At 67.8% G+C, this 22,848-nt stretch carries 19 protein-coding genes; 12 read left to right on the top strand and 7 right to left on the bottom strand.

Annotated features, from left to right (window positions below; genetic code table 11):
• The first annotated feature begins 112 nt into the window (after positions 1-112).
• The 3 genes from K9S39_RS09525 (at position 113) to K9S39_RS09535 (ending at position 2,964) form a co-directional block, all read left to right on the top strand.
• Entirely contained in the window at positions 113-643 is a 531-nt protein-coding gene (locus K9S39_RS09525) for a PadR family transcriptional regulator (protein ID WP_248862897.1), read from the top strand.
• Positions 644-745: 102 nt separating this feature from the next.
• On the top strand, positions 746-1,924 hold the full coding sequence (locus K9S39_RS09530) for a DUF2306 domain-containing protein (RefSeq protein WP_248862898.1): 1,179 nt from the start codon (positions 746-748) through the stop codon (positions 1,922-1,924).
• A gap of 101 nt (positions 1,925-2,025) precedes the next feature.
• Positions 2,026-2,964, top strand: a complete 939-nt coding sequence (locus K9S39_RS09535; RefSeq protein WP_248862899.1) for a hypothetical protein — start codon at positions 2,026-2,028, stop codon at positions 2,962-2,964.
• A gap of 172 nt (positions 2,965-3,136) precedes the next feature.
• Here the strand turns inward: K9S39_RS09535 and K9S39_RS09540 are convergent, their stop codons facing one another.
• Positions 3,137-4,972 (bottom strand): AMP-dependent synthetase/ligase, encoded by a 1,836-nt coding sequence (locus tag K9S39_RS09540; protein WP_248862900.1) that lies wholly within the window; start codon positions 4,970-4,972, stop codon positions 3,137-3,139.
• Positions 4,973-5,218: 246 nt separating this feature from the next.
• Here K9S39_RS09540 and K9S39_RS09545 point away from each other — a divergent pair, with 246 nt between their 5' ends.
• Positions 5,219-5,377, top strand: coding sequence for a hypothetical protein (locus tag K9S39_RS09545; RefSeq protein WP_248862902.1), 159 nt, complete (start codon positions 5,219-5,221; stop codon positions 5,375-5,377).
• Positions 5,378-5,765: 388 nt separating this feature from the next.
• On the opposite strand, the gene K9S39_RS09550 is transcribed toward K9S39_RS09545, so the two are convergent.
• A complete protein-coding gene (locus K9S39_RS09550; RefSeq protein WP_248862904.1) occupies positions 5,766-7,058 on the bottom strand; it encodes a DUF1479 domain-containing protein in 1,293 nt (430 codons plus the stop codon).
• Between the two features lie 91 nt (positions 7,059-7,149).
• Between K9S39_RS09550 and K9S39_RS09555 the strand changes: the two genes are divergently transcribed.
• From K9S39_RS09555 to K9S39_RS09580, 6 genes are all read left to right on the top strand, one after another.
• Positions 7,150-8,292 (top strand): ROK family transcriptional regulator, encoded by a 1,143-nt coding sequence (locus K9S39_RS09555; RefSeq protein WP_248862905.1) that lies wholly within the window; start codon positions 7,150-7,152, stop codon positions 8,290-8,292.
• A 109-nt stretch (positions 8,293-8,401) separates the two neighbouring features.
• A complete protein-coding gene (locus K9S39_RS09560) occupies positions 8,402-8,542 on the top strand; it encodes a hypothetical protein (protein WP_248862906.1) in 141 nt (46 codons plus the stop codon).
• Between the two features lie 27 nt (positions 8,543-8,569).
• Positions 8,570-9,127, top strand: a complete 558-nt coding sequence (locus K9S39_RS09565) for a helix-turn-helix domain-containing protein (RefSeq protein ID WP_248862907.1) — start codon at positions 8,570-8,572, stop codon at positions 9,125-9,127.
• A 272-nt stretch (positions 9,128-9,399) separates the two neighbouring features.
• Entirely contained in the window at positions 9,400-9,891 is a 492-nt protein-coding gene (locus K9S39_RS09570; protein WP_248862908.1) for a hypothetical protein, read from the top strand.
• Between the two features lie 213 nt (positions 9,892-10,104).
• Entirely contained in the window at positions 10,105-11,361 is a 1,257-nt protein-coding gene (locus K9S39_RS09575) for a protein-glutamine gamma-glutamyltransferase (protein WP_248862910.1), read from the top strand.
• A gap of 1,526 nt (positions 11,362-12,887) precedes the next feature.
• Positions 12,888-13,151 carry a hypothetical protein gene (locus K9S39_RS09580; protein WP_248862912.1) on the top strand — a complete coding sequence of 88 codons (264 nt, stop codon included), beginning with the start codon at positions 12,888-12,890 and terminating at the stop codon, positions 13,149-13,151.
• A gap of 865 nt (positions 13,152-14,016) precedes the next feature.
• On the opposite strand, the gene K9S39_RS09585 is transcribed toward K9S39_RS09580, so the two are convergent.
• Complete coding sequence (locus tag K9S39_RS09585; protein WP_248868671.1) at positions 14,017-14,442, bottom strand: PPOX class F420-dependent oxidoreductase; 426 nt, start codon at positions 14,440-14,442, stop codon at positions 14,017-14,019.
• A 28-nt stretch (positions 14,443-14,470) separates the two neighbouring features.
• Positions 14,471-14,998, bottom strand: a complete 528-nt coding sequence (locus K9S39_RS09590; RefSeq protein ID WP_248862913.1) for a PadR family transcriptional regulator — start codon at positions 14,996-14,998, stop codon at positions 14,471-14,473.
• 138 nt (positions 14,999-15,136) lie between these two features.
• Between K9S39_RS09590 and K9S39_RS09595 the strand changes: the two genes are divergently transcribed.
• Both K9S39_RS09595 and K9S39_RS09600 read left to right on the top strand, forming a co-directional pair.
• Positions 15,137-15,451: a hypothetical protein gene (locus K9S39_RS09595; RefSeq protein WP_248862914.1), complete on the top strand. Its 315-nt coding sequence runs from the start codon at positions 15,137-15,139 to the stop codon at positions 15,449-15,451.
• Positions 15,439-16,401, top strand: coding sequence for an MFS transporter (locus K9S39_RS09600; protein WP_248862915.1), 963 nt, complete (start codon positions 15,439-15,441; stop codon positions 16,399-16,401). The genes K9S39_RS09595 and K9S39_RS09600 overlap by 13 nt, the downstream gene beginning before the upstream one ends.
• A gap of 1,250 nt (positions 16,402-17,651) precedes the next feature.
• Here K9S39_RS09600 and K9S39_RS09605 read toward each other — a convergent pair.
• The 3 genes from K9S39_RS09605 to K9S39_RS09615 form a co-directional block, all read right to left on the bottom strand.
• The gene (locus tag K9S39_RS09605; protein WP_248862916.1) at positions 17,652-18,932 is read right to left on the bottom strand and encodes an IS701 family transposase; all 1,281 of its coding nucleotides are present in this window, start codon (positions 18,930-18,932) and stop codon (positions 17,652-17,654) included.
• Between the two features lie 231 nt (positions 18,933-19,163).
• Positions 19,164-20,111: a hypothetical protein gene (locus K9S39_RS09610; protein WP_248862917.1), complete on the bottom strand. Its 948-nt coding sequence runs from the start codon at positions 20,109-20,111 to the stop codon at positions 19,164-19,166.
• A 133-nt stretch (positions 20,112-20,244) separates the two neighbouring features.
• Complete coding sequence (locus K9S39_RS09615; RefSeq protein WP_248862919.1) at positions 20,245-22,827, bottom strand: ABC transporter permease; 2,583 nt, start codon at positions 22,825-22,827, stop codon at positions 20,245-20,247.
• Positions 22,828-22,848: the final 21 nt, after the last annotated feature.

Below are 22,848 nucleotides of genomic sequence, written 5' to 3' on the forward strand. Positions count from 1 at the left end.
TTCGGCTCGGGGAACCAGGACGGCCTTCGGCGGACCGACCGGCGCGGGAATGCCGTACACCCCGCACCACGGCGGCCCCGCTGCCGCACCCTGGGGGCGATACGGTCACCCCATGGCTGACGTGCGGTTGACGACCTCCTCCTACCTGGTGCTCGGGATCATCGACAAGCTGGGCGAGGCGAGTGCCTACGATGTGAAGGGGGAGGCGGCGCGGACGGTGGCGCCGTTCTGGTCGGTGCCGCACGCGCAGGTGTACGCGCAGTGCGACCGGCTGCTGGAAGCGGGTCTGCTGTCGCAGGTACGGCAGGAAAGCGGACGCAACCGCAGAGTGCTGGCGCTGACCGAGCGGGGCCAGGCCGCCCTTGAGGAGTGGCTCGACAATCCCGAGTTCGTGCCGGTGGAGGCGAGGGAACGCGGCATCCTGAAGCTGTGGTTCGGGGGCCGACCGGAAGTGCTGGCCCCGGTTCAGCTGGACGAGCACCGGCGCACCCTGCGTTCGTACGAGGAACTCGCCGACGAGGTAGGGGAGTTGCTGGAGCCGGGGCAGCGCGAGGCGCTGGAGTTCGGGATCCGTTACGAGCGGATGATGGTCGACTTCTGGAAGTGGGTGCGGCGCCGGGAAGAGCGTACGGCGGGCTCCTGACGGCCATGGACCGTTGACCTCGGCGGCGGTTCGCTCTACCGTCTCGATAGTCCAACATGGACTATTGGCTGGCCGTGTAGCGGCCAGGAGCAGGAGGTCGCCGTGCGTCTTCCGACGAAAAGGACCTGGCGCCGTGGTGCTGCGATCGCGGTGACGGTCGTGTGCGTCGCCTACGCGCCGATCGCGATGACCGAACTGTGGCCGTACGCTCGCTCCGGCGCCCCCGCGTTCGGCGAGTGGCTGCTGTCCCGCGCCGTCTCGCCGCGCTATGTCGCCGACGCCCTGGCCACCAGGATCGAGCCCTACCGGCACAGTCTGCTGCCGATGATCCTGCACTCGGTGCTCGGTGGCGTACTCATGCTCCTCGGCCCTGCGCAGCTGCTGACGGCAGCGCGGCGGCGTACCCGGCTGCACCACGCGCTCGGCGTGGTCTTCGCGGTCACGGTGTACGCCTCGATGGCGGGCGCCGGACTGTACCTGGTGCGCACCGCTCCCGAAGACGCCTTCAGCGGGGCGGCGTTCTGGATCGTGCTCGCCACCATACTGGTGGGCACCGTGCTGAGTGTGACCTTCGGCATCCTGGCCGCCGTCGGCGGCTTTCCGGACCTGCACCAGCGGTGGATGCTGCTGTGCTACGGCTTTCTGCTGACCGCGCCCCTGCTGCGCCTGGAGTGGGGCGGTCTGCCGTTGCTGCTGCCGGGGCTGTCCATGGCCGAGATCAACCAGGTGGCGATCATGCATCTGGGGTCGGTGGTCGCCTTCGGCGCTCTCATCGCCTCGCGCACCCTGGACCGGCGCACGACGGTTGACGGGGTGTCCGGGTCGTGGGCCCCGCTGCCGGTGCTGGCCGCGGCCCACCTGGCCGGCGCCGCCGCTCTGACCTGGATCGCCTCCTCGTACCTGGACTTCGGAGCGACGGGGCGGCGTCTGCTGCTCGCCTACTTGTTGCCGTACGCCGTCACGTACGTCGTCATGGTCACCAGCGCTCGGCGAGCGGGGCGGCAGGGGCGCACCTGGGCCCGGGAGGAGTGGCGGCTGCACCTGACGGCACTGTGTCTGGCCCCGGTGCTGTCGGTCGGCGCGGCCCCGGTCTTCGAGCGCACCCTCGGCCTCGACCACCACACGGCGCTGTCCGCCGGCGTCACCATCGGGTGCGGACTCCTCGCCGTCGCGGCGACCTCGGTGGTGAGCCTCCGTGTCATGTACGCCCGCGAGCTGCGCAAGCGGGCCGCCGTTCCTGTCGCCCGGCCCACCTCCCCCACCGCCTCACCCATCCCGTGACGCGCACCGCGGTACGCGGTCACCCGCCCCGGCACATCGCCGCAACCGGAACCGTCCGCACGCTCCCCAGGCCGCCCCGCCCGGAAACGGAAGCCCTCCTCATGCCGCATCAAACCGACGCATCCAACACCCCCGAATCCGCCGAGCCGGGCACCCCGGCACCCGTGTCCGTGCCCCCGGCCACGGCGCGCACGGCCGCCTCCGGCGGACGCCGCCTGACCGCAGGAGTGGCCATGCTCGCCACCGCGGTGGCCGTGACCAGCCTCCTCGTCGGCACACTCCTGACAGCCGTCAGCCTCACCGGCCACGTCTTCGGCGCCTGGCCATCCCCCGAGTCGCTGACCCCGGGCCTGATCGGCGCCGCCATGCTGGGGACCGCGCCGGGCCTGTTCGCCGTCAGGCGGGCGGGGCGCTGGGAGGAAGCGCGCACGCTTCTCCACCCCTTGGCCATCGCCCTCGTCGGACTGTTCACCGTGGGCCTGCTCAACGTCGGCCGGCTGTACGTCGCCGAGGGCGGAACCGTCCTCTCCGTGCTGTTCAGCCTGGGCTGGCTCTTCGTACTGGGCCTGCTGTGCGTATGGGCCGTGATCTCCCTTGCCCTGCAACACCTCGTCCCCGCCGAACCGCTCAACGCCCCCGCCGTGCCCCTGCCCAGCTGGTCCAAACCACCCATGGCCGTACTCGGCTCGGCATGGCTGGGCATCGGCACCGGCCTGCTGATCCGCCCCGGCTTCTGGGCCGACTTCGTCCCCTGGAACACCAACCGCCTCGACGCACAGGCACTGGGCGTGTGGGCCCTCGCCCTCGGCGTCGGCGTCCTGGGTGCTCTCGCCGAGGACGACCTGACCCGAACCCGCCCCGCCCTCCTCGCCCTGCCGGGCACCGCGGCCGCCATGACCGTCGTCCTGGCCTGCCGCGCCGCCCACGTCGACTGGACCTCCGGCCCCGCCCTCAGTCTCGTCTTCATGGTGACGGGCTTGCTGTGCGCGGGCGGGAGCGGACGCGTCCTGCTGTCGAGGTCCTCGGCACCCCACAACTGACGACAACTGACGAGGCCCGCACGGACAGCCCGGCTTCGACGCATGAGACGGCCGCCCTGGGAAGTCTGCGTTCGAGCTGTCCCGCACGCAGTCGTTCGTCGAGAGCCACCCAGCCACCCCTGCCGCCGGTGGCTGGGGCCCCCACCGCGCCGCTGCGCTGGATTCGGCGCGCTCAGCGTGCGTAGATGGCATCGATCACCCGGGCGTAGGCCGTCTCGATCGCGCGGCGCTTGATCTTGCGCGAGGGCGTCATCAGGCCGTTCTCCTCGGTGAAGGGGGTGGGCAGGATGCGGTGGGCCCGGATGGACTCGGCCTTCGAGACCAGGGTGTTGGCGGCGCTGATCGCCCTGCGGATCTCGGCTTCCAGGTCGGGGTCGCGCACCATGTCCGGGTCCGGGTATGCGATGTCGAACGGCCGCTTGCCGCGCAGGGACAGCCACTGCTCCAGCGCCTGCAGGTCCAGGGTCACCAGGGCGGCCACGAACGGCCGGTCGTTGCCGACGACGATGCAGTGCTCGATGAGCGGGTGTTCCCGTACGCGCTCTTCGAGGATCGCGGGCGACAGGTTCTTGCCGCTGGCGGTGACGATGAGCTCCTTCTTGCGGCCGGTGATGGTGAGGTAGCCGTCCTCGTCGAGGGAGCCGAGGTCGCCCGTGGCCAGCCAGCCGTCCTTCAGGGCCTGCGCCGTGGCCTCTGAGTCGCCCAGGTAGCCGGAGAAGACGGTGTCCCCGCGCAGCATGATCTCACCGTCGTCGCCCAGGCGCAGGCTCATGCCGGGGACGGGACGGCCAACGGTGCCGAAGCGGACCTCGCCGGGCGGGTTGGCGGTCGCGGCGGCGGTGGACTCGGTGAGGCCGTAGCCTTCGTAGATGGTCACCCCCGCTCCCTCGAAGAACAGTCCGAGCCTGCGGCCCATCGTGGAGCCGCCGCTCACGGCGTTCTGCACCCGGCCGCCCATCGCCTCGCGCACCTTGCCGTAGACGAAGGTGTCGAAGAAGAGGTGTTGCAGACGGAGCGCCGGGGAAGGTCCGGGTCCCTTGCCGAAGGCGGACCGCTCCCGTGCTTCCGCGTAGCGGACGGCGACGTCCACGGCCCGGTCGAATGCCGCGAGGTTCCCCTCCGTTTCGGCCTTGAAGCGGGCCGAGTTGAAGACCTTCTCGAAGACGTAGGGGACGGCGAGGACGAAGGTGGGCCGGAAAGCGGCGAAGTCCGGCAACAGCGCCTCGGCAGACATGTCGGGCTGGTGGCCGAGGCACCCCCCGGCCCGGACGGCCCCGACCTGGATCATCCGTCCGAAGACATGGGCGAGGGGCAGGAAGAGGAGGGTGGACGGCTGATCGCCGTTCGGAGGCTCGAAGATGGGGCGCCAGCGGGCGATGAGGTTGTCGCACTCGGCCATGAAGTTGCCGTGCGTGAGGACGCATCCCCGGGGCTGTCCTGTGGTGCCGGAGGTGTAGATGATGGTCGCGACGGCGTCGGGTGTGACGGCGAGCCGGTGGCGGTGCACCACGTCGTCGCCGATCCGCTCGCCGTCCGCCACCAGGATGTCGACGGCGCCGGCGTCGAGCTGCCACACCCGGGTGAGCCCGGGAAGCCGGTCGATGACCGAGGCGAGGGTCATCGCATGGTCCTCGTGCTCGACGACGCAGCCCTGGGCGTGGGTGTCGTGCAGGATCCAGGCGAGCTGCTCGGCGGAGGCGGTGGGGTAGACGGGGACGGGCTCGGCGCCGATGCTCCACAAGGCGAAGTCGAAGAGCGTCCACTCGTACCGGGTACGGGACATGACGGCCACCCGGTCGCCGAAGCGGATGCCCTGGGCGAGCAGCCCCTTGGCAAGGGCCAGTACCTCGTCGCGGAACTCGTTAGCGGTCACATCCCGCCACCGGCCGTCCACCTTGCGGCCGAAGAGCACCCTGTCCGGTGTCTTCTCGGCATGGCCGAAGACCGAATCGGCAAGGCCGCCGACACGGGGCGCTGTCTCCAGGGACGGCACGGTGATTTCGCGCACGCGTGATCCTTGCGGGAGTGTACGGGGAGGGGGTGGCCGTAAGGTACCTGTTCTCCCGGCGTCCGTCCCGTCACCCACCGCAAGGCGAAAATCAGACAATTATTCAACTTGCTGCCCTGACCTGCTCGGCCATGGCCTCTCGATGACCGCCGACGCGCCAGATCCCGCTAGCAGCCACCGGGATCTTCACCAAACCTCCTCTCAAAGCATCGCATCGATGAGCTCTTCACCGGCTCCATGTGCGCCATGGCACAGCGCCACGGCGTCCCGGCTTTCCCGGCCGCTTCGGTGGCGGAGGTGTCAGTCCGCGAGGACGTTACCGCCGACGACGGCCGATACGTCACCGCCTACCGCTACGAGGTAGGTGCTGTGCCTGGTGCATACCTGGGAGAGGCCGGCAGCTGATGCCACGCACCGCCTGCTGCTCCAACAGCGCGTCATCGAAGCCGGCGGCCGTACAGCCACCACGTTCGACGAGTCTGCCCGGCCCGCCCCGAGCGCCCTTGTCGTCGGGAGGATCCCGTGACTCCTCACCGGCGGCGGACGACAGCGCTGGACGCGATCGAGGCCGCACGATGAGCGGCCGTCAGCATCCACAGATCGGCGATGAGGTCGAGCACGCCACTGACCGCCGGACGATTGTCACGGACATCAGGAACGGCATTCCGTACCTGCCGAGCGGTGGGGCATGGGGTGTGGGCGGCTGAGGAGCCGGACTCACTGAGGGTGGTACGGACGCGGTCGCAGCGGTGTGGTGCTTGGTGCGGGCGTAGTGCAAGAACGGGTCGGGATGTCAGTCCAGGGTCATGCCGCGGCGGCCGATGCGGTTGAGGTCGTCGAGGGTGGAGCGGCCGGTCCAGGTGCGCTCGTAGTGCTCGGAGGGGAAGTCGCTGGGGCTGGAGCCGGTGAGGAAGGCTGCGCGGACTTCGTCGGCGTAGCGCTCGTTGCGGGGGCACCAGGGGGCGGCGGGGATGTACATGACGTTGCCCCACCCCTTCTGGTCCTTGACCGGGGCCACGCTGTGGATCATGTCGCAGTGCCACCAGACCGAGTCGCCCGCGCGCACGTCGGGGATCGGGGTCAGGGCTCGATACAGCATCGGGTGCCAGCGCTTGGTGACGGGGAAGACCTGGTTGACGGTCACGCCGCACATGGAGTCTTCGGGGACGTCCGGCAGCAGGGGCCGCAGCAGCAAGTAGGCCATGATTTCGGGTATCGGCACCGTGTGCAGCACGCCCTGGTCGGCGTCCATGTCCGACAGTGCGGTCCAGCCCTGGAAGGTGCGGAACGCGGAGCACATGGTGGAGCCCGGGTACTGGGGTCCGGTGGTGCGGTGGGCGGCGTCCCAGGGGTCGTACTTCTCGGCGGAGCCGTCGAAGAGGTGCCGGAAGGCCTTCTGGTACTCCTCGGTCATCCACAGGTCCAGGGTGCCCGGGTCGCAGTGGGTGCCCAGGCCGGAGGAGTCCGTCCCGGGCGGACGGCGGCGGATGCGGTCGGGGTACAGCGCATCGCGGTCGGGGTCGAACCACTGCGTGCCGTCGGAGGTGTGCTTCCAGAACGAATTGAGGAAGGACTGGACCGTGGCCATGCGCTCGGACTGCCGCGCCTGCATCTGGGCCCGGGACCAGTAGACGGGGTAGATCTCGGGCTTGGAGCCGACGCTGCCGAAGAAGTCGTCGCCGGGACCGGCGTAGTTCTCGAAGAACCCGTTGCGCCCGACGTAGTCGACGATGTCGGCGTCCCAGGCCAGCGCCTGCTCGCGCGGGAAGTGGCCGCGTACGACGAGGCACCCCCGCCGCTTGATTTTGGCCATGTCCGTCGGCGTGACGGTTCCGTCGTGGATCGCGTCGTAGTCCAGGACCGGCCACACCTCCTCACCGCGTTCCCGCTCGGCCTCGATCTCGGCGATACGGGTCTCGATGTGCTCTTCGATGATCGCGAGCACCTCCTGGACCGTGCGGCCCGAGGCTTCGATGCGGGCGCGCAGTGCGGGCTTGATCTCGCGGATGGCGGCCCCGAGGTCGTCCGGGGTCTCCTCCCAGTGCGGCAGGACGGGTGCTTGGTGTGACTCGGCGGCGAGCGTCATCGCTCGACTCCTTTGGTGAGGGCTCCTTACTGAATATGACGGTAAACCTCCTCCGAACATTTGGGCAAGAGTCCTTACTAGCATGGCGTTCATGGCCCCACGGAAACCGTCGCTGGAGATGCTGCGCGCCCTGACCGATGAGAACGTGTTGCGCTCCCTCATGACGCACCCGCGCCTGACCCGGGCGGAGATCTCCGCCTGCACCGGCATCTCCAAGCCCACGATCTCCGACAGCGTCCGACGCCTGAGCGAAGCCGGCCTGGTCATCGACACCGGTGAACGCACCACCGGGCGAGGACGCGTCGGCTCGTACTACTCACTCGCCCCGCAGCTCGGCACCGCACTGGTGGCCAGCATCACGCCGCACGAGGTGGTGGCCGAAGCCGTCGACGCGCTCGGCGATGTCCAAGGAGAGGTGCACACCGCACTGGGGCCGAGCGCGGGAGTGCAGCTGGCCACCGAGTCCCTCGCCGCGGCAGTCGGCCGACTGGCCGAGCAGACCACCGGAGAATTGCGCACCGCGGTGGTCAGCGCCGCCGACCCGGTGGACCGCACCACCGGCCGGCTCGTCCACCTGCCCGACGCCCCCTTCCTCGTCGGCGACCTCGACCCGCCCGCCGTCCTGGCCACCCGCGTGACCGGTCCCGTCCTGGTGGACAACGACGTCAACTGGGCCGCCCGCGCCGAGCACCACGCCGGCTGCGCCGCCGGTGTCGACGACTTCATCTATCTCCACCTCGGCGAAGGCCTCGGCTGCGCCGTGGTCAACGACGGCGCCGTCCGGCGCGGCCACCACGGACTCGTCGGGGAGATCGCCCACCTCTGTACGGCAGGCCCCGACGAAACGGCCATGCCCTTCACGGAGGTCTTCGCCGCCCTCGGCCTGCGCCGGCCCGCCTCCACCGCCATCGACGTCACCGCCCTCCAGGCGCTCCTTGACGGAGACGACAAGCAGACAGAGCAGACCTGCACCGCCCTCGCCCGCGCGATCGGTGGAGTGCTGGCCGCGGCCGTCTCCCTCGCGGACCCGCAGATGATCGTCATCGGGGGCGAATGGGGCGGCCACCCTCGCATGGTCACCGCGATCGACGACCACTTCAGCCACACCCCGCGGCCCGTCCCCGTCACCGCCGCCGCACTGGCCTCACCCGAACTGGCCGGCGCACGCACCCGCGCCGTGGAAGAACTCCGCTCACTCATCGTCCAATCGGCGCTTCCCACCGCGGACCAGTGACCCGGGCGGATCCCGCCCCTTTCCACTCTCACAGGTCTCCCATGACTTCACCGCACCGCTCACGGCACCTGTCCACCGCATGCCCCGACAGCGGCTCGTCGTTACCGACATGGACGGCACTCTCCTGGACGACGGCATGGTGTACATCGCCGAGAAAGGCACCCACATCGTCCGAGACGGCATTGAACTCGGCGCCGACCCTCTCGACTCTGCCGTCACGCCGCGGATCGTCAAGTCCGCGCGACAGTAATCCACTTCTCCGACCAGTCCTCGTCTCATGCCCGTTGCTCCGGCTCGCCCGATAGCCCCGACCGCCGCCGAGCGCGAGCGGCTGAAGAAGATGGCCTACGGCCACAAGACCGGGCACCGGCCGCGGATGCGCGCGCAGGTCGTCGTGCACGCGGCGCGCGGACGCTCCAACGCGCGCGTGGCCCGAGAAACCGGCCTGCACCTGGACACCGTGCGGACCTGGCGGGACCGGTTCGACGACCAGGGCATAGCCGGGCTGACCGACCGCCGCCGCCCGGGACGCCCGGCCGCCTTCACGCCTCTGCAGCGAGCCCAGGTCACCGCGCTGGCCTGCCAGTTGCCCGCCGAGAGCAGCGCACCGCTTTCGCCCTGGTCAGCTCCCGAACCGGCCGGGAGGCCATCGTGCGCGGCATCGGCGGCCTTCGTGTCCGCATCCACGGTCCGCCGCTGGCTGAAGGCCGATGCACAGACGGTATCCCGTGCCCGTCCGCACACGACCCACGGCGCAATCCCCACCGGGAAGGCAACGCCTGGAGGTCTATTCACGGGGCTTTACCAGCCTTTCTGTAGAAGGCGAGGGCAGTGACAGCCTTGGCGACGAGGGCGAAACGGGCGCGTCATCGACCGCACCGTCGGATTCCCGACAACATCGGCACCGGCCTCGACGCGAACCACACACCAGGAGCAGGGGAACGCTGCCGCATCGCATCCCCGACGCTGGGCCGGATCGGACGCATGGCCAGATACCGTCCTACGTGACAGATTGGCCGGTTTTAAAGCCATGACGTTGTCGGGGAGCTAATACGGAGACATGATCACTGCTCGTATCAACCTGATCACTCATCCAGGAGCCGAGACGTGATACGTCGAACCGCTTTCCGCGCCCTCACCACCGTCGCCGTGACCGCGGCCCTCGCCCTGCCCCTCGCCCAGGGAGCCCAGGCGGCCGCCCCGGATACGACCGCCCCGGCGACCGCCGCCACCGCTGCCACGATCAACGCGAACGACGACAACCCCTTCCGCTGGATGGAACTGGACGGCCTGCGGGCCGACTTCCAGTTCATGTGTCCCGCGGGCCACTGTGCGGGCCTCTGGTCCCTGGTCCTGACGGACAACGTCGCGCAGCAGAGGTTCGAGGGCCGCAAGTTCTTCGTCTACGCCCCGGCCACGGGTGAGTTCAGCTTCTTCCTCGACACGGACATCGCCGTGCGCACGGTCGACCACCCCAGTCAGGTCCGCCTGGTCGACACCGACTTCATGCGCTCCCACCCACGCGTCGAGGTCCGCTACGGGGACCCCGACCACCCGGACCGGGCCCGCGTCGTCGCCTCGGCGACGACCCTGATGTAGCGAGCCACCGGCGACGACCGCACCGCCACCGCCGTCTCCCGCATTTACTGCATCTCGATCCGCATCGCGGCGGCCTTCCTGCCGCCGGCGCAGCGACGCAGGACAGCTCGGCCAAGGCCCTGAGCGGCAGCTCGCCGCAAACCCCTCCACTGCGTCGTTCTCTCACATGCCCTCGTTTCATGAGATTTCACCACAAGGGAGTTATTGATTTTCATGTATAAACGTCAGAGATTTCTTGCCTTCGCCACTTTGGGTGCGGTCATGTGCACCGCTGGATTCATGCCGTCGGTCAGCCAGGCCGCCAGCAGCGGCCACGGGGAAAAGAAGGGGTCCTACGCCGAAACGCACGGCCTGACGGCGGATGACGTCAAGAATATCAACGCACTGAACGAAAGAGCTCTGACTCTGGGTCAACCTGGCAAGTCTCCGGCGGAATTGCCGCCGAGCGCCAGCGCGTTCTTCCGGGCCCCCGACTTTGTCGGCGATAGGGAAATACCTCCCGCCGAGCCGCTCAACAGGATGCCTGACGCGTACCGAGCCTACGGAGGTAGGGCCACTACGGTCGTCAACAACTACATACGCAAGTGGCAGCAGGTCTACAGTCACCGCGACGGCAAACAACAGCAAATGACCGCAGAGCAGCGAGATAAGCTGTCCTACGGTTGTGTTGGCGTCACCTGGGTCAATACGGGCCCCTACCCGACGAACAAATTGGCGTTCGCGTTCTTCGACGAGGACAAGTACAAGAACGACCTGAAAAACACCAGACCCCGACCCAATGAAACGTATGCGGAGTTTGAGGGACGCATCGCCAAGGACGCCTTCGACGAGAGGAAGGGTTTCAAGCGGGCGCGTGATGTGGCGTCCATCATGAACAAGGCCTTGGAAAACTCCCACGACGAGGGTACGTACATCGACAACCTCAAGACAGAGCTCGGGAACAAGAATGACGCTCTGCGCTACGAGGACAGCCGCTCGAACTTTTACTCGGCGCTGAGGAACACACCGTCCTTCAGAGAAAGGGATGGAGGCAACTACGACCCATCCAAGATGAAGGCGGTGATCTACTCGAAGCACTTCTGGAGCGGGCAGGACCAATGGGGCTCCTCTGACAAGAGGAAGTACGGCGACCCGGATGCCTTCCGCCCCGACCAGGGCACAGGCCTGGTCGACATGTCGAAGGACAGAAATATTCCGCGCAGTCCCGCCAATCCTGGCGAAGGTTGGGTCAATTTCGACTACGGTTGGTTTGGGGCTCAAACAGAAGCGGATGCCGACAAAACCATATGGACCCACGGCAACCACTATCACGCACCCAATAGCGACCTGGGCCCCATGCACGTATACGAGAGCAAGTTCCGGAACTGGTCTGCCGGGTACGCGGACTTCGACCGCGGAACCTACCTGATCACGTTCATACCCAAGAGCTGGAACACCGCCCCCGCCAAGGTGAAGCAAGGCTGGCCGTGACAGAATCGGGTAGAGGGGCCGGTTCGCCCGGCCCTGTTCAGCCCTCCCCAGCCCGCCACACACCGGCGGCCATCCCGGCTGTAGTACGGCCTCTGCTGACTTGTGCCCGGTCAGCCCGAGCCTCTCGACGCGGACCGTCGGCGCGGCGACAACCTCAGCACGACCGACACCCGAGCAGACTTGCCCGGATAAGAACGACCACTGTCCCTGGAGGCCTGCTTACAGAGGTTTCGGCTCGCTGTACTTGATCACGAGGGCGGCCCTGCTCGGTAGCGACGCCTGAGTCAACGTCAGTTCCCTACCGGGGCAAGGCCGTTTGAGCTGGAACGGTCTCCCAAGCCACCGTCGCGCGCCGTTGGACCGCCTTGCTGCCGGTCGTGGAGAAGGAACCGGCTGTACCGCGCCCTCGGGCTACGCATGACGTACGAGCCCGCACAACGCATCATGCGGGTCGGGATCACTCCCGACCCGCATGATGTTGGTGAATGGTCGGTGTCCGAGGGGGACTTGAACCTTACGCACATGCCGGTGATGCGGGGTGAGCTGTGGCTGCCTCAGGGAGAATCGAGGCCCAGCGCGAAGGCCGGCGAACCCTCGAACGCCCGCAGAGCGACCGGCATGAACCAGAACCGCCCCGGCGGAACAGCCGACGATCGCTACGCATATGGGTCGTCTGGCCAGTTCAGCTCCCAGTTGAATCCGAGGGCGAAGTAGCACCAGCTCAGCGACCGGCTGCCCCTGACGCCCAACGGCAAGATCGACCGTGGACGGCTGCCCGAGGCCCGCGTCCGGTCCGCCGCCGCGCGCCGCCTGTCTGCTGCTGGTCATGGCCCTTGGCGCGGGGGCGCTGCTGCCCCGGCGCTGAGGTCGGCCGGGGCGGCGACGCCCGCCGTCGCCGATGTCTCCCAGCGGCCGGACTCCCCCGGCCGGTCGCTGGGTCTCTCTCACTGGGGACCGCGACGGGCCGCTCAACGGGCGGCCCGTCGTCCCGCGTGGCTCTCATGACCCTCGCCGGGCTGCCGGAAACGAGATGACAGGTGGCCGCCGACGGGCCAGAGTTGGCTGGTGCTTGATCGTGTGGAGACTTCTTCCGGCCTGGTGCCGCGCAGGTGGGCGTCGCGCGACGCGAGTTCCCTGAGGACCGCGTTCGCAGGTCAAAGCTCTGACACCGCAGCGAAGCACGCCTCGAACGCACACAATCTTCACATGAACCCGACACGAACCCCCACGGCCTCGCTCGGAAGGAAGTCCAGGTCAGCACGCTGCTCTGCCGAGAGTCACGTATCCGAACTTCGAGCGCCCGGTCGAACCCTTATGCAAATCGCCTGGTCAGCGCACTGACCAGGCGATTTTGGGGTGAGTGTCCGAGGGGCGAGTTGGACCAATTCCCCACGGATTACGCCGCTTACTACCGAGCTGGAGCTACTCCAATAGTCCATTTGCTATCTCTACGGTACTCAGGGGCGCCGGGGCCGTCATCACTCAATCGTGTGACACCCGCTATTTGTCTGCGCGGGCTCGACCGTGTGGTTGCCGCAGCGAGGCTGTGGAGATGCCGTCGACTGCTTCGCGTTCAGCGCCGCCGCCAGTCTTCGGCGCGGTTCCGCGTCGAGCACGCCAACACCGAACTCAAGCAGTGGCGGCCGCTCCAGCGGTTTACCGACCGGCGCGAGACCTACGCAGAGACCCGTCTCGCGATCGCCGGGCTGGTCTCCGACCGCTCCGCCCGCAGGGCCACCCGCCGCAAGACCAGCACCGAACTGGCGCTCGTCCGGCAGATAGCCTGCTGATCAACCACCAGCTGAACCGCCAGGCCCAGCACGCCTCGACCTCAATCGCTCCCAAAATCGTAAGCCGCAGGTTCTCGTCTTGGGCAGGAGCCCCAAAACATGGGAAGCCGCATCGTCGCGGGTCAGCGGTGGGTCGCTGGTGGTGGCGGTGGCCGTCTCGCTTTGAACGCGACGCCCGCGTGGTGGCCGTGCCTTCGCGCAGGTTCGAATCCCCGGCGGGGGAACCAGACCATGGGGATCGGTGGAAACCATGACCAATGGGGGGCAGCTGGTGATCGAGATGGTTATCGAGCTGAAGCGGTAGACCGCCGGTACTTGGCCGTGAGTTCGAATCCCTCGCAGGGCGCGACGCCCGGAACAGGCACGAGATGTGGTTCTGCGGATCCATAGTCACCGTCGGCGTCACGTACTATGTGGCAGGACGTGCGCGATGCCGTCCTGCGAGCGCGTGAGCGCAGTGACTTCAATGAGCGACACCCAGAGCGGTTCTGTGGGGTTCTGGCCATTGGCCAGTCTAAGCGGCGCACCGACGAAAATGTGGCTGGTCAGGCCCACTGCTCGGCATCCGACGATCATTCCCCCGACCGGCGGTCCGCCCTATTCCACCGACCAGGCCAGAGGCTCGATCCGGCATGGCGGCGGTCAGGGTCGCCCTCGGTTCAAGGAGTGTGCGAGCCCGGCGCCGCGGGAGGCAGCCAAGTGGCCGTTTCGTCGGCCATTCGGTACGCGATCCGCTTCTGAGGCGAACGGTACCCGGTCTTCGAGGGCACTACAGGGGATGGATGCCGGAAGATCCGCCTGGCGACGACGAGCTTTCTCGCGCGGCGGGAGCACCGCGCGAGCGGAACGGCTGCTGGATGGTGGTTCAGTCTGCGATGCCGTGGAAGGCGATGGCGCGGTCGACAGTGGCGCGCACCAGGTACTCGCCTGGCACGGAGTTACGTCGCCCGTAGGCGTCAGCGTGGTCGTATCCCATGTAGCGCGCTCCAATACGGGTTGCCCAGGAGAGCAACTCGCTTGGGTTGTCAGTGAGTTCGGCCGTGCACTCCAGCGTGACGTAGCCGTAGGGCGGCTCCTGGTCGTCGACGCACAGGGAGAAGCGCGGTTCGCGGCATAGCGCTTTGTACTTCAATGATTTGTGCCAGGTGGTGAAGACCACCTGGCCATCGGCCTCCTCGTCGAGGAGGAACCAGACGGGGGTGACGTGCGGGCGGCCATCCTTGCGGTTGGTGGCCAGTTTGCCGGTACGTGTTCCCGTGAGGACGAATGAGCGCCATTCGTCCTGGGGCATGGCTCGCACAGAGTCTCTCCTATCCCGTCTAGTGGGGGCTCAGGGCTTCGATGGTCTCTTCCAGCCAGGCGAGTTCGGCCTGCGAGGTGGCCTTGGCGATGGTGAGGACGCCGCGTCGGAAGGGGTCGTCGACATCCTTGATGCTCAGGGGGCGATCCCCGCTGTAGAAAAAGCTGCTCGGTTCCCGGAGGAAGGCGAGGCGCCGGCGCAACACGTTTGCCTGTGCCTCCCGATCCGGCAGGTGGCGCAGGAAGGCGAGGAGCGTGAACCAGCGGTTCTCGTCGGTGATGAAGGGATCGTCGGGCTTGCGGAGTTGTTCCAGCAGGGCCTGTTTGCCTTGATCGGTGAGGCTCAACATGTGCCGGGGGGCGGCCGCGGCACCGGGCTGCGACTCGCGAACCAACAGGCCAGCTTTCTCCATGCGCTTGATGGCCGGATACAGGGTGCCATGGCTGATCGCTCGGACGTGACCGGTCAGCCGAGTGATGCGGGTGCGCAACTCGTAGCCATGAAGGGGCTCTTCGTAGAGGAAGCCCAGGGTGGCGAGATCCAACATGCTTGACATGGTCGGACAGCATAGGGCTAAGGTTGGCCATAGGTCGATGCGACTCATGGCGTAAATGACATATATAGATAACGACGCCTGGCTTGCTGCGTGTCTTTCATTCGCGGAACCGGGCAAGGAGGTACAACCTTGTCGGCCTCATCCATGCCACAGACCGACCGGAGTGCACAGGATGGCGGGTTAACGGACATCGAGTTAACGGCCGTCGAGCCGTCGCGCTCGACGTTCCCTGTTGCGGCACTGGCGGCCTTGTCGCTCTCGGTGTTCGCCCTGTGCTCAGCGGAATTCGCCCTCATCGGTCTGCTGCTCAACGTCTCCGATGACCTGCACGTCTCGGTGGCCAGTGCGGGCCAGTTGCTAAGTGCCTATGCGATCGCGGTGGCCGTTGGCGGGCCGATCGTCACCGTTGCCACCGCGCGCGTCCCCCCAAGGTGCTGGCGCTGATCCTGCTACTCGTATTCGCCGTTGCAAACATTCTCGGAGCCCTCGCGCCATCCTTCTCCATGCTCATGAGCGCCCGTGCCCTGGGCGCACTGACCCACAGCACCTTCGCTGCCGTGTGCATCCTCATCGCCGTGCGCCTCTCACCGCCGGACCGTCGGGCCTCCGCTATCGCCTGGGTGGCAGGCGGGCTGGGCTTGGCCACTGTGCTGGGCGGGCCCATCGGCACCGCGATCGGTGAGGAGTGGGGCTGGCGGGCCACGTTCTGGTGCGTGGCCGGCGCGGCCGTCGTCGGGTTCGCCGCCCTCTCCCTCCTGGTACCCGGCCGACTGGGCCGTGGCGAGAGCGATTCCATGCGCAGCGAGCTGGGCATCCTGCGCCGTCCACAGGTGCTATGCGCGTTGGCGGTCACCGCGGTTTCCCAGGGTGGCTGGTTCATGCTCTACAGCTACATCTCGCCGCTGCTGCAGAACGTGACCGGATTCGGTGCAGGAGTGGCCACGATCTTGCTCTTCGTCTTCGGCTTCGGCGGCTTCGTTGGCAACGCACTGGGCGGCAAACTGGCTGATCGCACCCTTCGCGGCACACTGGGCGGCATGCTTGTCCTGCTGGCCGTGACGTTGTCGGTACTCTCCTTCGTTGCCGGGTCCAAGGTTGTCGTGCCGGTCGCCGTCTTCCTCATCGGCTTGGCGTCGGGTGCGTTGGTGCCCCCGCTGCAGTCCTGGGTGCTCGGTGCGGCGGGCGGTGGTTCCGCGCTGGCTCTGGCCGCCAATACCTCCGCTTTCAACCTCGGCAACGCCCTGGGCTCCTGGTCCGGATCGCAATTCCTGGACTCGGGGACGGATGTCACCGCGCTGGCCTGGATCGGTGCCATCGTGGTGGTGGTGGTGGCCCTCCTCGGCGCCTTGGCTGCCCTCGGCCGGCGCCGGGAGCGCGGTACCACCTCTGCCTAAAGACTGCGGGCCTGCGCGGAGAACCCCCGCTCCGCGTGGGCCCGCTCTTCCTGTGGCCCGGGGCCTGACCTTCCAGGCCCCGGGCCCTCATATACGGGGCCGGAGCGATGAACCGGCGGAACCCCAGGCATGAACAGCGAAGGTCCCACCGAAGCCGCGGCCGGGTCCACGCCGTCTGGCTTTGATACCGGTCGTCGTCCACGAAGAAGGCGAACCGCCGGGACGACGGTCGCGGCGCGTCAGCGGCGGTGTGTCACCAGCTCCCGACGGGGGCCAGCGAGGGGTGGCTCGCGTGGTACACGCCAGCTGATACGAGCGAGGAGGAGAGGGGCTGTGGCGGAAGGCGACGTGGGACATCGCCAGATCGCTCGACAGGCACGCAGGAGGGTGTCAGGAGCGGATCGCCGGGACCTTCGCTCACCGGCAGGCCATCCGCGTCGAGTTGGAAGTAGATCTCCGAGAGGTGAAGTGGTGCCCCCTCAAGGGAGACTCCGTAGTCCACGCGGGTGATCAGGAGAGCCGCCGGCCAGATTGTCTCCGCCAGGTGCGGCTCGCATTGCGAGCCTTCCACGGGGATGGAGAAGGCGTGCCCGCACGGCCATGGGGCAGTCGCTGGCAACGGCCATGGGGCAGTCGCTGGCAATGCGTTGACCTGGCCTTGTCGGCAAACGAGGGGCAGCAACCTGGAGTTGGACGGTCGGTGAACGAGCGGGCACAGCTTTGGTACTCCAGCAGCGTTTTCGGTATCTGTGCTGGTCAGGGTGCTGTTTCTAAAGTTATCTGGCTGACGGTGTGCCATGTAGTTGTGGTTCGTGATCCGTGGTGGTGCGGCGGCGGCAGTGACACAGGCGGGCGGTTGCATGGTGCCGTCGTCACCAGCAGGACCAGGTCTGTCGGTCGGCAGGGTCGATGCGGGCTGCATCCATGAGCCGCCGCACTTACGCCACGGTGAGGGGAGCAACGCGGGAACCATCGTTCTTACGCGGAACGCGGCTCAGGCCGCCGGCCGGTGGAACCCGGTTGGCTTGGCCACCGGATCGCCGACGACCGCCGTCTCAAGCGACGGCGGTCGCTATGCCAGGAGTGGCGTCGATTGCCGGCACACCTCACCCTCGCTGGGTAGGCGAGCGGGCCGGTAACGTCTGGCTCTGCCCTAATAGGACTCCGTTAGGTCTGTCTCGATCTTGGTGTCATGTGTGTCCTGGTGGGCAGGCGTTGTTGGCAGGTGGTGCAGATGCCGGTCCAGCACCTCAAGACGTCCTGGAGGGCGTCGAGTACTTGGTAGAGGGTGAGACCGGCGTGGGCACTTTTGGGGCCAGGCGCTGTTCGGTGAGGAAGGCGTGGGCGGCGGTGACGAGGGTGACGTGGTGGTGCCAGCCGGGCCAGGAACGGCCTTCGAAGTGGTCCAGGCCCAGGCCGTGCTTGAGTTCGCGGTAGTCGTGCTCGATGCGCCAGCGGACCTTGGCCAGGCGGACCAGGTCAGCGATGGGTGTGTGCGCCGGTAGGCTGGACAGCCAGTAATTTGTGGGTTCCTCGCTGTCTTCGGGCCATTCGATCAGCAGCCAGCAGTCGGGCAGGATTCCGTCCCACCAGCCCTGTTCGGCTGAGGCGGCGGCTCGGATGGGGCGTTCGACTGCCTTGCCGGCCGGGCGTACACGCACGGCGGCGAAGCGGGAACGTAACTCCCCTCGCGAGCCTTGCCGCCACGTCACGGGGGTGAAGGCATCCGGCCCAAGGCCTGAGGCGAGAGCTGCCACGGACGGTGCGGGTTCCCGGTATCGGGGCTGGGGCCGGCAGCCGACGGTCCCGTTGCGGCGTGGGGTCACGGGTTTCGCGTCGAAGGGGTGGGCGGTCACATCAGCGCGGACGGCCAGCACGTAGGCGAGTTGGCGGTCGGACAGAGCCGCCCGCAGGTGCGCGTTGGTGCCGTAGGCGGCGTCGGCCACCACGACTGGTGGTGTCATGCTCCAGGTGGCGAGCGTGTCGAGCATGTCCAGAGCCAGGCGCCATTTCTCGCGGTGTGTGACCTCGGGCGGGATGCGGGTCCTGGCCCGCCGATCGGTGTCCCAAGCCCACTCCTTGGGCAGGAACAGGCGCCATTGCAGCGGGCAGGAGGCGGTGTCGGTTGCGGCATGGACGCTGACCGCGACCTGGCAGTTCGCCCGTTTCCCCAACGCTCCGCAGTACTGCGGAGCCACCCCGACCGACATCCGGCCGTCCTTGGGCACCGACACGTCGTCGATCACCCAGGCGGTCGGGCCGATCAGTGGCAGCATCCGCTCGGCGATCCGCCGCTGCACCGGCACGGGATCCCACGTGGACTGGTTCACGAACTGCTGCAGGTTCTGCTCGTTGCCGTCCGGCAGCCGCAAAGCCATGGCCTGGACGGACTTGCGGCGACCCTCCAGCATCAGACCCCGCAGATAGCAGTCGCCCTTGGCCCGCTGGTCCTTGCGCGGTACTGAGGCGAACACATCCTCCACGAACAACGCCAACTTCGCCCGAACCCGGTTCACTTCAAGTGCATCCACACACCCAACATGCTCCTGATCTAGCACAACAGGAAGACCTAACGGAGTCCTACTAGGACGTGACAGGCGTGCACCCGAGCCCGCACACCAGCGTCAGCTCCGCAGGTGTCCCAGCGCCACGTGCCCAACGGGGCAGGGTCTGATGGGACGTCGCCGCAGGGTGGCCCCGCCCCGTGCGAATCCGTCGCAGGGACGCGGGGCCACCCCAGGTGGTTCAGGGGAGGTGTTCTGCTAATCCTGGCGCTTGACCCATGACATCGGAACCGAGCTGCCAGGTGCCTGTATCAGGACACGTGCCGGGATGAGGACCATCTTCTGCTTTCGGTTGTTGTCGGCGTTCGTGAAGTCGAGCTTGTAGACGACGTACCCGATGTACTTACCGCCGATGGCGCGCCCTTGGACCCACCCGTTGACGCGGTCCGGGACTTGATAGGTGTTCGTCTGCCGGATCAAGTTCGTCCACTTGTTAGTGGTGGTTGTCGACTCGCTGTAGGTGAAGTTGAGTTCCGTGCCGGCCTTGCCGCCGCCCGGTGTGCCGGGGGTCGTCAGTTCTGCGGTGACCTTTCCGCCGACGGACCAGCCACTGGTCATACTGCTGTCCTGTCCGATAGTGGCCTGGGTCGTGTAGGAGAACTCCCCCTTGCCCATCACCTTTGTCGAGGACTGCATGACCGGGTACTTCTCGTCGAGCACGCCGACGAAGCCGCACGGCATCGGCTCGCCGCCGGGCTTATGGCTGGGCTGGCCGCACATCGACTTGGCGTCCCAGTTGCTCAGCCACGGCTCCCTGTCGTCGCTGCTGCTCTTGCGGATGTCGGGGTCCTCGGTGGTGATCGTCGATGGGAGGTTGAATCGGCTGCCCAGCTTGGTCGGGATGTCCTTGAGCGCCTGGTCGTGCGGGTAGGCCTTCTCGACGTCGTCGAGCTTGACCTGCTGTGAGTCCTGTCCCTGGACCGGGTAGCCCTTGATCGCTTCCTTCTGGTTCAGGGGCGCGCCCTGCTTCAGGAAGTCGAAGACTTCCTGCTCGGTCTTGAAGTAGGTGTTGCCGTCGGCAGCGCGAGCCGGGGCGGGGGAGCCGATCAGCGACATGCCGGTGAGGAAGGTGGTGGCGAGGGCACCCGCCACCAGGCCGCCGCTCCGTCGGCCTCGAAGGGCAGGGGTAATGCACCGTGTGGACACGCGGATCTCCTATCTTGTTGGGAACTTCTCGGCGTCGGCCGCTTGTCGGTCGCGCCGTATTCAGAGGGCTTGTTCAGGGGCTGATCGCTCCGCCACCGGGGCGCAGGCGGGGTGCCGCCCCTGGGTTCAGGGCTCAACTCGACTGGATCGAGCGCAGCATGTTCAGGCGGGCCGCCCGGCGGGCCGGCCAGATCGCGGCCAGGACGCCGATCGCCAGCGCCAGGGCCAGGAAGGTCCCCAGCCTGTCCCACGGCAGGACCATCTCGTACTCCTGCATCGAGGACGTGGTCAGGCTGCCGCCGGCCCAGGCCAGGAAGATGCCGATGCCGATGCCGAGCACCGCGCCGAACAGCGAGATCACCACCGACTCCAGCCGGACCATCTGCCTGATCCCGGCCCGGTCGAGGCCGATGGCCCGCAGCATCCCGATCTCGCGGGTGCGCTCGAAGACCGACATGGCCAGGGTGTTGACGACGCCGAGGATCGCGATGACGACGGCCATGCCCAGCAGCCCGTACATCATGTTGAGGGCCATGGTGATCGCCCCGTTGTTCTCCTTGATGAGCTGCTCCTGGCTTCGGACCTTCAGCAGCGGGCTGTCGCCGAGAGCGGCACGGATCTTCCGCTCAAGGCCGGCAGCCTTGCCGGGCTCGGCCTTGACCAGCAGCTTGTCGGGCTGCTTCGTCACGGAGTACGGGAGCACGTCGTCGAGCGTGCCCAGCGCGTCGTCGGTGGCGCGGGTCTTGGCGTAGATGCCGACGACCGTCAGCTTCTTCTGGGTCTTGCCGGTTTCCGTGCCGGTGTCCATCTCGGCGCCGATGGTGGCGCCGACGTCGATCCTGGCCTGATAGGCGAACTCGTCGGAGACCGCGATCTTCCCGGGGCCGATATCGCGCAGCGAGCCGGTGCGGAAGTCGAGTTGGGCTGCCTTGCCGAACGCGTTCGGGTCGGTACCGGTGATGACGGCGTACCTGCCCTGGGTGTCGAGGCCCGCCGAGGTGACCGGGGCGGCCGCGGCGACCCCGGGAACCCGGGCGATCTTGGCGGCCGCGTCCTCGTCGAGCCCGCGGGCGGTGTTGTAGTTGACCTGGTAGTCGGCGGCCAGGCCCTGTGTGGCCTCAATTTCCATGGCGCGCTGGGCGGAGTGCCCGCCGACGGTCAGGCCGGTGATCAGAGCGAGCCCGATCATCAGGGCGGACGCGGTGGCGGCGGTGCGGCGCGGGTTGCGCAGCGCGTTCTGTTTGGCCAGCTTGCCGCTGACGCCGAAGAAGCGGGTGGTGACCCTGCCGGCCAGGGAGATCAGCGGCCGGGAGAGCAGCGGAGCCAGCACGATCACGCCGCCGAGCGTCAGTGCACCACCGAGCATCGCGATCAGCAGGTTCGACTCCTTGCTGGTCTTGAGCGTGGAGACGTACAGCATCACCAGCACCCCGGCCCCGGTGAGCAGGGTGCCGAGCACGTTGCGGACCCTCAGGGCGCGGGCGAGCGGGGCCTGGTCGACGCTGTTGAGTGCCGCGACGGGGGCGATCTTCGCGGCCTTGCGGGACGGCAGCCAGGCCGCCAGAACGGTGACGAGGACACCGACCGCGAGCGACGACAGCGGGGCGGCGGGCGTGATGACCAGCGGCCCGTCGGGCAGTCCGGCACCAGTGGTGTTGAGCAGCGGGCGCAGGGCGGTGGCGATGCCGAGGCCGAGCGCGAACCCGCCGGCGGAGGCTACGAGCCCGAGGAGGGCGGCCTCGACGAGGACGGAGCGGACGACCTGCCGGCGTGAGGCGCCCACGGCACGCAGCAGCGCGATCTCGCGGCTGCGCTGGGCGATGAGCATGGTGAAGGTGTTGGCGATGAGGAACACGCCGACGAACAGCGCGATGCCGGCGAAGACCAGCAGCGTCTTGGTGAGGGAGCTGGTGTTCTTGGCGATCCGGGCGGACTGCTGGGCGGCCAGGTCGGCGCCGCTGGTGGCCTTGGCGCCCTGCTCGGGGAGCAGCGCCTGCACCTGGTCGGTCAACGCGCGCTCGTCGGTACCGTCCTTGGCGGCGACAGCGATCTCGTCGAACTGGCCGGGGTGGCGGAACAGTTGCTGCGCGGTCCGGGTGTCGAAGAGCGTGAGGGTGCCGCCGGCGGTGATCTGGGGGTCGTCGGTGGAGACGATGCCGACCAGCTTCTTGGTCAGAGCGGGCCCATCGATGGCGTAGCGGACGGTGTCGCCGACCCGGTAGCCGCCCCTTTCGGCGGTCTTGGCGTCCAGGGCCAGTTCACCCTCGGCGGCAGGACCGCGGCCTTCCTTCAGCGGGAAGTGGCTGTCCTTGCCGTCCTTGCCGGGCAGGTAGTTGGTGGCCAGGTTCGGCCAGTTGCTGTCGGCGTTGACCGGACGGCCGTCCTTGGCGGCCAAGGTGGCCTCACCGTGGACGGTCGGACGCACCGATGCGACACCGGGCAGCCGGCCGATCTTCCCCGCCAGCGCCGTGTCGAGGACAGTGGTCCGCTTACCACCCTCGCCGTCGGTCGGATCGGTATCGGTGACCGCCTCCGCCCGCACGGAGACGGCCACGCCCTTGAGGCTCTGGGCTGAGGCGTTGCGGAACGCGCTCGCGGTGGTGTCGGCGAAGACGAGGGTGCCGGAGACGAAAGCGACACCGAGCAGGACCGCGAGCGCGGTCATGACCAATCGGGCTTTGTGCGCAAGGACGTTGCGTAGGGCGGTACGCAGCATGGTGATCGGTTCCGTCCTGGA

The organism is Streptomyces halobius, from assembly GCF_023277745.1.
Taxonomy (GTDB): Bacteria; Actinomycetota; Actinomycetes; order Streptomycetales; family Streptomycetaceae; genus Streptomyces; species Streptomyces halobius.

What these genes read in the sequence shown, in the direction of transcription:
- K9S39_RS09545 (WP_248862902.1), top strand. Translation starts at nt 5,219, where the DNA reads ATGGCACAGCGCCACGGCGTCCCGGCTTTCCCGGCCGCTTCGGTGGCG.
- K9S39_RS09555 (WP_248862905.1), top strand. Translation starts at nt 7,150, where the DNA reads ATGGCCCCACGGAAACCGTCGCTGGAGATGCTGCGCGCCCTGACCGAT.
- K9S39_RS09560 (WP_248862906.1), top strand. Translation starts at nt 8,402, where the DNA reads ATGGACGGCACTCTCCTGGACGACGGCATGGTGTACATCGCCGAGAAA.
- K9S39_RS09575 (WP_248862910.1), top strand. Translation starts at nt 10,105, where the DNA reads ATGTATAAACGTCAGAGATTTCTTGCCTTCGCCACTTTGGGTGCGGTC.
- K9S39_RS09615 (WP_248862919.1), bottom strand. Translation starts at nt 22,827, where the DNA reads ATGCTGCGTACCGCCCTACGCAACGTCCTTGCGCACAAAGCCCGATTG.
- K9S39_RS09590 (WP_248862913.1), bottom strand. Translation starts at nt 14,998, where the DNA reads ATGTTGGATCTCGCCACCCTGGGCTTCCTCTACGAAGAGCCCCTTCAT.
- K9S39_RS09585 (WP_248868671.1), bottom strand. Translation starts at nt 14,442, where the DNA reads ATGCCCCAGGACGAATGGCGCTCATTCGTCCTCACGGGAACACGTACC.
- K9S39_RS09565 (WP_248862907.1), top strand. Translation starts at nt 8,570, where the DNA reads ATGCCCGTTGCTCCGGCTCGCCCGATAGCCCCGACCGCCGCCGAGCGC.
- K9S39_RS09525 (WP_248862897.1), top strand. Translation starts at nt 113, where the DNA reads ATGGCTGACGTGCGGTTGACGACCTCCTCCTACCTGGTGCTCGGGATC.
- K9S39_RS09550 (WP_248862904.1), bottom strand. Translation starts at nt 7,058, where the DNA reads ATGACGCTCGCCGCCGAGTCACACCAAGCACCCGTCCTGCCGCACTGG.
- K9S39_RS09535 (WP_248862899.1), top strand. Translation starts at nt 2,026, where the DNA reads ATGCCGCATCAAACCGACGCATCCAACACCCCCGAATCCGCCGAGCCG.